The organism is Flavobacterium sp. (genome assembly GCF_044368625.1).
Classification (GTDB): domain Bacteria; phylum Bacteroidota; class Bacteroidia; order Flavobacteriales; family Flavobacteriaceae; genus Flavobacterium.
The window spans coordinates 1-11,465 of record NZ_JBIPPD010000098.1 but is presented as its reverse complement, the minus strand read 5'-3'; the positions used below and the strand labels follow the sequence as shown (position 1 = coordinate 11,465).

8 protein-coding genes are annotated in these 11,465 nt (G+C 36.7%); all 8 read right to left on the bottom strand.

The annotated features are described in order from the left end of the window. Positions 1-1,156 (bottom strand): hydroxymethylglutaryl-CoA reductase, degradative (locus ACIQ2X_RS08925; protein ID WP_396178582.1); only part of this gene is annotated, 1,156 nt, incomplete at its 3' end. A 71-nt stretch (positions 1,157-1,227) separates the two neighbouring features. Further along, positions 1,228-2,481 carry a rod shape-determining protein RodA gene (gene rodA, locus ACIQ2X_RS08920; protein WP_396178581.1) on the bottom strand — a complete coding sequence of 418 codons (1,254 nt, stop codon included), beginning with the start codon at positions 2,479-2,481 and terminating at the stop codon, positions 1,228-1,230. Between the two features lies 1 nt (position 2,482). After that, positions 2,483-4,342 carry a penicillin-binding protein 2 gene (gene mrdA / locus ACIQ2X_RS08915; RefSeq protein ID WP_396178580.1) on the bottom strand — a complete coding sequence of 620 codons (1,860 nt, stop codon included), beginning with the start codon at positions 4,340-4,342 and terminating at the stop codon, positions 2,483-2,485. Continuing rightward, the gene (locus ACIQ2X_RS08910; protein ID WP_396178579.1) at positions 4,339-4,845 is read right to left on the bottom strand and encodes a rod shape-determining protein MreD; all 507 of its coding nucleotides are present in this window, start codon (positions 4,843-4,845) and stop codon (positions 4,339-4,341) included. Before ACIQ2X_RS08910 ends, mrdA begins: the two co-directional genes overlap by 4 nt. Further along, complete coding sequence (mreC, locus tag ACIQ2X_RS08905) at positions 4,838-5,668, bottom strand: rod shape-determining protein MreC (RefSeq protein WP_396178578.1); 831 nt, start codon at positions 5,666-5,668, stop codon at positions 4,838-4,840. Before mreC ends, ACIQ2X_RS08910 begins: the two co-directional genes overlap by 8 nt. An 85-nt stretch (positions 5,669-5,753) precedes the next feature. Beyond that, positions 5,754-6,782 (bottom strand): rod shape-determining protein, encoded by a 1,029-nt coding sequence (locus ACIQ2X_RS08900; RefSeq protein WP_396178577.1) that lies wholly within the window; start codon positions 6,780-6,782, stop codon positions 5,754-5,756. A gap of 52 nt (positions 6,783-6,834) precedes the next feature. Further along, positions 6,835-8,361: a bifunctional phosphoribosylaminoimidazolecarboxamide formyltransferase/IMP cyclohydrolase gene (purH, locus tag ACIQ2X_RS08895; protein ID WP_396178576.1), complete on the bottom strand. Its 1,527-nt coding sequence runs from the start codon at positions 8,359-8,361 to the stop codon at positions 6,835-6,837. Positions 8,362-9,608: 1,247 nt separating this feature from the next. After that, a complete protein-coding gene (locus ACIQ2X_RS08890) occupies positions 9,609-11,141 on the bottom strand; it encodes a Fic family protein (RefSeq protein WP_396178575.1) in 1,533 nt (510 codons plus the stop codon). Between the last annotated feature and the right edge of the window lie 324 nt (positions 11,142-11,465).

Genomic DNA, 11,465 nt, shown 5'->3' with positions numbered 1-11,465 from the left:
TAGTAAGGGAACGCAAGGCTGCGAAATTTTGAGCTAATCCTGTTGCAGCAACAATTTGCATCAATTCAGAAGAAGACGGTTTTTCAAGCATTTCCAATGCTAATTTAACCATCGGATGTAAACTCGTTAATCCACCCACAGTTCCTAAAGCGAGCGGAATTTCCATCCAATAACTAAAAATGTCGTTCTCGATTTTGGCGTGGGACAAACTCGTATATTGACCTTCCTTGGAAGCATAAGCGTGTATTCCGGCCTCCACCGCTCTAAAGTCGTTTCCTGTTGCCAGAACCACGGCGTCAATTCCGTTCATGATTCCTTTGTTATGTGTTACTGCTCGATATGGTTCTACTTCTGCAATGCGAATGGCTTTTACTATTTTTTCTGCAAAATCTTTTGGATTCGGAATGTTTTTTTCTGCTAAATCAGCTACCGGACATGAAACTTCGACTTTAACGATACAATTAGTGACATAATTGGACAGAATGCTCATGATGACTTCAATCTCTTTTTCTTCTGAATTAAAATCAGCATAAGCAACTGCTTCTCTTTTCAAAGTTTTGGCAAATTGCTCCAAACAAGAATTGATGAAATTAGCACCCATTGAATCTTTCGTCTGAAATGTGGCGTTTAATTGGTAGTAATTTTCTAATGCAGACGTTTTATCTTTTAACTCAATATCCACAATTCCGCCGCCACGTTTTTGCATATTGGCCGTAGTGTCGTTCGTGTCTTCGTAAAATTTTGCTTTTATTTTGCTAAAAAAAGTATTTAATTTTACGGGTTCTCCTTTGAAAATAAAGTGAACTTGACCAATTTTCTCGGTATTAAAAACGGTAGCTTTAAATCCGCCTCTTTCGGACCAATATTTGGCCGATTTTGAAGCTGCAGCAACCACCGAACTCTCTTCGATCACCATCGGTACGGTGTAAAATTTTCCGTTTATTAAAAAATTTGGAGCAATTCCCAACGGAAGATAAAAGTTGGTTATTGTGTTTTCGATAAAATCATCGTGCAATTGTTGCAGTTTCGTATCAGCATTCCAATAACTTTTGATGAGTTGAGTGGCTTGTTCTGGTTCGGAAAAATACGTTTGAGCAATCCAAGCGATTTTATCTTCTTTCGACAATTTCGAAAATCCGTTGATGTTGTTTTTCATTAGTGAAAGCGTAAGTTGGGCAAATATACAATTTACAAGTGGTAAAGAAAATCAAAATTAGATGTTAGTAATTACCATTCATTGACTTTATTGGCGTCCATTTTTACAAAAATAAAAATCAACATCGTAAAAGCCAAAAGTCCCGAACCTCCATACGAAAATAGGGGGAGCGGAACACCAACGGTAGGAAAAAGTCCCAATACCATTGCCGTATTGACAAAAAAGTGTATGAATAAAATGGAAGCCACACAATATCCGTACACACGACTGAATTTGGTTTTTTGGCGTTCGGCCAAATAAATTATTCGCAAAATTAAAGCAATGAATAAGAAGATTATAATCATCGATCCGATAAATCCCCATTCTTCGCCAACGGTCGTAAAAATATAATCGGTGTGTTGTTCGGGTACAAATCCGCCTTTGGTTTGGGTACCCTCCAAAAAGCCTTTTCCTGTCCAACCTCCTGAGCCTACTGCAATCTTGGACTGGTTGATGTTGTAACCAATACCTTTCATATCGACTGCTTTTCCTAGTAAAATATTAAATCGGTCGCGGTGATGCTGCTGGAACACATTGTCGAAAACATAACTTACTGAAAATGTAAACGCACTTATGAGTACAAATACGATACTGCTTAAAACAATATTTCTATTTATGAGTCTTGATCGTAAATATTGTATGATAATAAGTATTAAAGCAGTTAAAACAATATAAATGGGTTCGAAAAGCAAACTGGCAATAAACAGAAGAATAGCCGTGAAGCCAGTCCACAAGTACCAAGCCGGCAAACCTTCGCGGTAGAGTACCAATATCATCGAACTAAAAATCAAGGCACTTCCCGGATCATTTGGGGCGATTAATGCAATGGGTAACAATAAAATTCCTAAAGCTTGAAACTGGTATTTGGCAACACTCAAATTGACTTGGACGTCTCCTAAATATTTGGAAAGTGCTAAGGCTGTTGCAAATTTCGCAAATTCAGCGGGCTGTAAGCCAAATGAGCCAATGGCATACCAGTTGGTCTGTCCTTTGACTTCTTTTCCAAAAACAAAAAGTCCTGCAAGTGCCAGTAACGATCCGATAAATATAACGCTTGAAAATTTTTCAAAAAACTTTCCATCAATAGAAAGTAGGACGATTATCAAGGGAATACTGATAATTATAAAAAGCATTTGCTTTCCATAAATTTGATTCAAGTCCAAAATGGAGGTTTCTTCTATAGGCAACGAGGCAGAGTAAATGTTGAGCCACCCCAAAACCACCAAGGTGATGTATAAAGACACCACCATCCAGTCCATATTACTTCTCGTACTTTGGTTTTTCATTTTATCGTCCGTTTATGCCAAAAGGTAACCCGCTGATGTATTTTGCATATTCTTTTTGCAAATCGTTGCTGTAAATTTTTACTTCCAAATCTTTACGAGAAATACTTCCTTTTAAATATTTTTCAATCATTAAACTCGCAATAGGTCCCGCATTTCGGGCACCATAATAACCATTTTCAACAAGAACGGCAATCGCAATTTTGGGATTGTCTTTTGGCGCAAAAGCTACAAATATCGAATGGTCTGTAAGTTGGGTACGTACCCCATTGATTTTAGAATAATTTTCGGCTGTTCCTGTTTTTCCACAAATATCAATGCCTTCAATTCGCAAACTAGAAGCTGTACCACCGTTGTAAACAGCAAACAAACCTTCAATTACAGGTTTAAAATAGTGTTTGTCAACCGTCGTTTCGTGTTTGGTCGTGAATTTTTTATCAATTTTATGGTCTTTAATTTTTTTAACGATATGAGGCGTATAATAGTATCCTTCATTAGCTACCGCCGCCATCATATTGGCCAATTGAATCGGCGTCATCAAGACTTCTCCTTGTCCAATGGCGTTAGAAACTATAGTCGTGCTTCTCCAGCCGCCATTTGGATATACTCTTTTGTACGTTTTCGACGTTGGAATTAAACCTCTTTTTCCTGTAGGTAAATCGTAACCCATAAATTCGCCTAAGCCAAAACTTTTGACGTGCGAACTCCAAACGTCAACTGCATAAGCAGGACTTTTGTATTTATTAATCGTTTGCATAAAAGCATTTGCAAAGTAGGTATTGCAGGAAACGGCAATCCCATTGTGCAACTGATGAGGGCCAGACCCGTGACACCTCATAAAGCGACCACGACCGTAGCTGAAACCGTGGTTGCAATAAAAAGTTGTTTGTTCATCAACCACACCTTCTTGTAATGCTACCAGTCCCGTTATAATTTTAAATGGCGATCCTGGTGGAAATTCCCCAAGTAAAGCCCGGTCAAAGAGCGGTTTGGCAATTGAATCGTTGTACAGACGCGTGTAATTTCTAGAACGCTCACGTCCTACCAAAATGGAAGGGTCGTAAGATGGAGCGGTCACCAGTGCCAAAATTTCTCCCGTTTTGGGTTCGATCGCGACAATTCCACCTCGTTTATTGAGCATTAATTCTTCGCCATATTCTTGCAAAGCAATGTCTATCGTGAGTTTTATGTCTTCGCCTTGTACGGCAATCGTATCAAATTTTCCTTCTTTGTACGAGCCAATATCTTTATTGAATTTGTCTCTTTGGCGGTATTTTACCCCTTTAATGCCTCGCAATACCTTTTCATATTCTTGCTCTACTCCTTGTTTACCAATCAAATCACCACTTTTGTAATAGGGATTGTCCTCGATAATTCTGTCGTTAACTTGTGTGATAAATCCAAAAATATTGGAACCAGCTGTGGTTTGGTAATCGCGAAGAGAACGTTTGACAATTTCAAAACCTTGAAACTTTCGTTGCTTTTCTTGAAAAGCGGCATATTCTCTTTTATTAAGCTGTGGCAAAAAAACCGATGGGAGTCGCGGACTGTAAACCCGTGCTTTTTCGACGATTCTAATAAAATCAGCTTTTGTTATGCTTAGTAATTTGCAAAGTTCAAGCGTATCAATATTTTTGACATCTTTTGGGGTAACCATGATATCGTACGAGGGCTGATTGGCAACTAGTAAAGTGCCGTTTCGATCATAAATATAGCCGCGTTCGGGATATTCATAATTGATTTTGATGGCGTTGTTATCCGATTTTAATTTGAGCGACTCGTCAATGATTTGCAAATAAAAAAGTCGCGCCAAAATCAGTAAAGCGGAAACTATAATGATTGTGGGAAGTAGGACTTTTCTCATCGTCTGGAAGGCTTAAATAAATAGATTAGTAGGATGCAAATTAAGATGGTAAACACGGTGCTGAACAACGTTCGAAGTAAAACTTCTAAGAAAAAAATCATACGGAATGCTTCCAGCAAAAATAACACAAAGTGATGAGAAACAACCGAAATTGCTATAAAAGAAAAACGTTCGGGTGTTATTTTGTCGTTAATTTTTATCGTTTGGTATTCGTAACTCACACCGAAAGAAAACTTAAAAAAAGTGGGCCGCAACGCCGCCAGAGTTATAGCAGCTGTGGCGTGAACACCTCCCGAATTGCAAAACAAATCCATAATTATTCCCAACAAAAAGCTAGACAATAACAAGCCGTATTTATTACCGTTTACCGGATAAAGCAAGATGAATAAAATATACGGATACGGATTGATGTAGCCCAAAAAGTCCATCTTGTTGAATATGGCAACTTGCATAAACAACAACAGTATAAATCGAGCAATATTTATAAATAAAGCACTATTCATTTTCTTTGGTTTCTTTTTCGAGTTGCAGTAATTCTTCTCTTTCGTTGTCTTTGATGATGTACACGTGACCTAAATTGGTCATGTCGTTGAATAATTTTACATCAATCGTGTAATAGTTGGTTTTATCGTCGATATAAATTTTGTGCACCGTTCCGATATTAATATTTTCAGGGAAAATTCTGGATTCAGCACCGGTAACAATCGTGTCGCCTTTTCGAACCGAAGAAGCCAAACGCGGTACATCAATTAGTTGTACAAACCCAGTGTTTTTGCCATTCCAAACCAATGATCCAAAATGATTGGACTTTTTGAACTTAGCGTTAATTCGTGATTTGATGTTCAAAACACTCAAAACAGTGGCGTATTTAGGTGAAGTTTTCTCTACGATACCAACAATTCCCAAATCGTTGATAACCCCCATATCCGTTTTTACTCCGTCATTTGTACCAGCATGCAAAGTCAAGTAATTTTCGGGGGTATTGTAGGAGTTGTGAATGATTTTTGAAACGATAACATTCGTTCTTTTCAAACCAGGAATCGTATCTATTTTGTCGACATCTACGGAATCGGTTCGGTTAAAAAGCAACATTTTCAATCGTGCATTCTCGCTGGCTAATGCTTCGTTTCGCGAACGTAGACTGAAATATTCGTCAATCGAATTTAATTGTGCATACACGCCACCACTTAAAAAATTAGCCGAACTAATGACTTTGCTTTTGTGAAAGGAATGTGCTTGAATCGTCAATGTTAATGAAATTCCTAAAAGCAGCAAAAACAGCAATCGATAGCTGTTTTTAAATATAAAATTAAATATCTGCTGCATTGTTTAACAAGGTATAAAATCTCAAACTCCAAATTCCAATCGTGTAATAGTATTGGAATTTGGAATTTTAAAAATTTGGAATTTATTATTTAATTAAGATGCTTCTAAATCGGTTTAGATTTTTAAGTGCCATTCCCGTTCCACGAACTACCGCTCTCAAAGGATCTTCGGCAATGTAAACTGGCAAATCAGTTTTCTGCGAAATACGTTTGTCCAAACCTCTCAGCATCGATCCTCCACCTGCAAGATAAATTCCAGTATTGTAGATATCGGCTGCTAATTCTGGTGGTGTTTGCGAAAGGGTTTCCATTACAGCGTCTTCAATTCGTTGAATGGACTTATCCAAAGCTTTGGCTATTTCTCGATAAGAAACTTCTACTTGTTTTGGTTTTCCGGTCAATAAATCGCGACCTTGAACCGACATGTCATCTGGCGGTGATTCCAGATTTTCGATGGCAGCGCCAATTTCAATTTTGATCTTTTCTGCGGTACTTTCACCCACAAAAAGATTGTGTTGCGTTCGCATATAGTAAACGATGTCATTCGTAAAAACGTCACCTGCAATTTTCACTGATTTATCGCAAACAATTCCGCCCAATGCGATTACTGCAATTTCGGTTGTTCCACCACCAATATCCACAATCATGTTTCCTTTTGGTTGCATGATGTCCACACCAATACCAATTGCCGCAGCCATTGGTTCATGGATGAGATAAACTTCTTTTCCATTCACGCGTTCACACGATTCCTTAACAGCACGCATTTCTACTTCTGTAATTCCAGACGGAATACAAACCACCATTCGCAAAGCAGGTGTAAAAAGGCGTTTTTTTAATGCAGGAATACTTTTGATAAACATGCTTATCATTTTCTCCGACGCGTCAAAGTCTGCAATAACCCCATCTTTCAACGGGCGTATGGTTTTTATGTTTTCATGGGTTTTCCCTTGCATTAAATTGGCTTCCTTTCCAACGGCAATTATTTTACCCGAAATTCTATCTCGGGCAACGATGGATGGACTGTCAATCACCACTTTATCGTTGTGAATGATCAATGTATTTGCTGTACCAAGGTCAATTGCAATATCCTCGGTCATGAAATCAAAAAATCCCATACTTTTATTGGGGGTTTAAGTTATTATAAATGAACGTGCAAAGTTAAACAAATTAATGTTTAAAATGACGTGTGCCTGTAAATACCATTGCAAGTTTATTTTCGTTGCAATAATCAATGCTCAATTGGTCTTTTATCGAACCTCCTGGCTGGATTACCGCTATTATTCCTGCATTTTTTGCCAATTCTACACAATCCGGAAAAGGAAAAAACGCATCACTTGCCATCGAAGCACCTTCCAAACTGAAACCGAAATTTTTTGCTTTTTCTACGGCTTGCATTAAAGCATCTACACGAGAAGTTTGTCCGGTTCCTGATGAAATCAAAGTGCCGTTTTTGGCAAAAACGATGGTATTGGATTTTGTGTTTTTACAAATTTTAGATGCAAATATCAAATCTTCTATTTGTGCAGCAGTAGGTGCTGTAGTAGTAACGGTTTTTAACTGGTCTTTCGTATCAGTCAAATTGTTTCTTTCCTGAATTAACAGTCCGTTAAGACAAGTGCGTACTTGTTTTTCTGGAAGTGCCACTTCATTTTGAACCAGAATAATGCGGTTTTTCTTTTCTTCCAAAACCGCAATCGCTTCTGCATCAAAAGCTGGGGCAATAACCACTTCGCAGAACAATTTATTTATTTCTTGGGCTGTTGCCAAATCAATTTTGGTATTCGAAATCAAAACGCCACCAAAAGCCGACGTCGGATCGCAAGCCAAAGCCGCATTGTAAGCGTCTAAAATGCTAGTTCTACTGGCCAAACCACACGCATTGTTGTGTTTCAAAATCGCAAAAGTAGGGCCATCGTTTTTAAATTCGGCAATCAAATTTACCGCTGCATCTACGTCAAGCAGGTTGTTGTACGACAATTCTTTTCCGTGCAATTTGGTAAACATCGCGTCAAAATCGCCAAAGAAAAACCCTTTCTGGTGCGGATTTTCTCCGTATCGCAAGATTTGTCCATCGGCAATACTTTCTTTATAAAACGTCTCTTCTGTATTGAAATAATTAAAAATGGCCGTATCGTAATGCGACGAAACATGAAACGCTTTCGTTGCAAAAAGTTTTCGGTCTTCTAAAGTAGTCGCGCCATTTTGTTCCGTAATCAAATCCAGCAAAGTGCTGTATTGCTCTACCGAAGCCACAATCACGGTATCTTTAAAATTTTTGGCAGCCGCCCGAATCAATGAAATGCCACCAATGTCAATTTTTTCAATAATATCACTTTCACTAGCACCCGAAGCAACCGTTTTTTCAAAAGGATATAAATCTACAATCACCAAATCAATCTGCGGAATGTCAAATTCCTCCATTTGTTGCACATCGCCTTCATGGTCCTGACGGTTCAAGATGCCGCCAAAAATTTTAGGGTGCAATGTTTTCACTCTTCCGCCCAAAATCGAAGGATAACTTGTAACGTCTTCCACGGCAACCACTGGAATACCAAGGTTTTTGATAAAATCCTCAGTTCCACCGGTAGAGTAAAAAGTTGCATTTTGTTCGTGTAGTTTCCGAACAATGGGTTCCAAACCTTCTTTCGAAAACACCGAAATTAAGGCCGATTTAATAGTTTTAGTAGTGCTCATTGTGTTGTAGTTTTTAAGCGTGCAAAAATACTATTTGTTTGTTTAACATTGCAAATAATAGGACAATAGTTTTTGCGTAAAATTTTTTTTTCTGGAGCGAATGGCTTGGTCTGTTTCAGCAATCCATGTTCCCGCTATCCGCTCTTATTCCCGCCTGAAAAAGTCGGGAATACCGCTTCTATCGGGGCTAGGGGGATTCTTGGTTTTTCTTTTGGTTTCTGAAATTAGTACATTCATAACGCCGACAGAGTTACTAACGATATACCAATTTATTTAATAGAATATCGATAGATTTCTGATTTTTTCTACTTTAGCACTAAGTTCAAAAAATGGATGATATAAATATCAACTGATTAAATGAATAATTTATGAGTTCTGACATAGGAATCTTATTGTTGGCCTTTTTTTTCTACTTCTGTTCATTAGCGCTTTTAAGTAAAAATGTTAGAAATCGTTCGATTTGGATTAATTTTTTAATTAGTTTTATCTATAGTTTTTATTTTATTTATGGGATGTTTTATCGAGGTCAAGGAGGTGCTGTTTTAGGCTGGTTTTTATGTTTTCTTGCAGCAGTAGTATTACATTCGGTTATTAATATAATCATCTCCGTAGTTTACTATAGAAATCGACTGTGAATTTTCCCCAGCTCGTCCGAGCATTACTTACAGCTACGCTAGTGCGAGCTTCAAGCTCGTAACCAAATTGTTGCTTACGCTATTATAAAAACCATAACTCTAAAATATAATAGTTTCATTTTTTTATGAAAGAACTATATCGCAACTTCATTTACAACTCCGACAGCGTTTTAAACGCTGTCGGGGTTAGTACACGACCTAAACCCCCAAAACAATCGAAGCATCAATACCCAACTTCTTACTAATTGTTCTTGCAACTTACAATGTTGCTTTGGTTTTACTTGTACAATAGCTCAATGGCTGTTCTTACCGCCGCCTGAAATGGGAAACAATACCATTTCAGATGCAAAACAAGGATCAAGTCAAAAAGTTTTGAGGAAATATATAAATATAAAAAAGTCCGATATTTCTATCGGACTTCTGATGTGCTCCACCTTCCCGACAATAATCAGGACAAGCAATGGGCTCGAACCAACTACCTTTTGATTACAGTATGAAAAGTGATGCGTCTTATAGTTGATTTGCAGGGCTTTATAAATTTCTAATTCTTGCAATAGTAAGCATTTTTTGTTATTTTGCCACTCAATAAGTGTACTTAGATGCATATTGATTTTATAATTCAAAAACTTGGTTATATTGTTGCTCAATATTTTTAACTTCTTCATTATTCAATCCAACGAATTCTTTTTCTTGTGCTCTTTTTGACAGTGTTCCATTATTTTGTTCCAAAAAGCGAATTAATAATGCTACCATATGATCGGGCATTTGAAAATGGTCGTCAAGCCATAACTTCATTTCATCATATTTTTGCAAATAAGCTACTTCTTCTGGAATAGTTTTATGAATGGTGGTATCAACACACTCAAATAAGAATTCCGCTTGTGGTGTTGCATCAAAGTATCTGTAATAATCAATAGTATCATTCAATACATTATTACTTTTCGTTTTCTCCCATTCAATAAAATCCAATATAGCGTGAGAATGATTTTCTAATACTTTACGATAATCAGCTATTCTTTCTAAAATTGTTGCCGATACAGGGAAAATAATTCCTTGCGAACTGTACTTCATAGAAGCTAATAAATGATGAATTAAATAACGGTGTATTCTGCCATTTCCATCTACAAAAGGGTGAATAAAGACAAAACCAAAAGCAATTTTTGTAGCAGTTAAAATGGGATGAAAACCAATTGACTCCATGTGATGAGCAGTTATGATAAGTCCATTCATAAGTTGTTCAACATCATCTTGTTTGGCAGAAATATGCTCTGGGATAGGTTCTCCCGTGGTTCTGTCATGCTCTCCAACAAATCCACCTTCTGTTCTATATCCCATTTCAATAAAACGACTATTTTCTATCACTATTTGTTGTAAACGATATAATTCTTCTTTGCTTAAAGCTTTGCTTCCTGCTTGACCTATAGCTTTACCCCATCGCATAGCTCTGTTTTGTGTTGGGTTTTCGCCTTCTATACTAAAAGAAGCTTTAGAGTCTTTTAATAGTAAAAAGGAGGAAGTCCTTAATAAAATATCTTTACGGAACCCTTTAACTACTGTGTCTATGTTCTCTGTACTATTCTTTGCAATATAATTTTCTAATTTTTCTGTTTTAAATATTAGAGGACAAAAATCAACGGTTCCTGCTAAATTATTTTTGATACGGTGCCTACTAGAGTTTGTTGAAATAGATGAAGCATATTGTATATCTTCATCAATCAAAAAGACAAAGTTTCCTTTGTCCAAATCTGGAATATCTAATTTTACTTGAAGTAACCACTCGTACAAAAACCATATTTTACGGCTATATTGACCACTTGGTTCTTTTTGAACTATTTCTTTTATGGTGTCTTTTTGAACTACTTGGAAAAGTTTTTTAAAGAACAGTAGATTGACTCCTTCGTATTTTAAAGCAAATACCAATTGTTTATATAAAATGTCTTCGGGTTCGTGTCTTGAAGTAAGAACTAACCAATTGTCTGTCGAGTATTGTCGCTTCTTTGTGCTTATTAACGCTAGGCGATTTGGCAATGGAACGGGAAGTTTTAATTTTTCTATTAAAGCTCCATAACCAACTAGAAGTCCTTCTTCTGGAGTTTTTCTGCCGTGAAAAACACTTATTTTTAGTGAAAAATGATTAATATTCATGCTTTTAGTGAAAAATGGTTATTCAAAAATAAGTGAAAAAAACCTATTATTAGTGAAAAATATTTAAAAAACACTGTTTTAGGTGAAAAACGATTATTGCAGGATAAAATGATTTTTATTAAGACCTCATAAAAACAAACTAATTATTGGCACTTTTTTATGTTTGCTGTCGTATTATAGTTTTTAATAAAATAATCAATATCCTAATATTTGACTTTTGTATACAATGTAAGTTCAAGTTATAAGTGCAACAGATAAATTAAAAACACTTGGAGTTTTCCTCCAAGTGTTTAAGGTCAAAAGCCTAAATTTGTCTTGCATGAA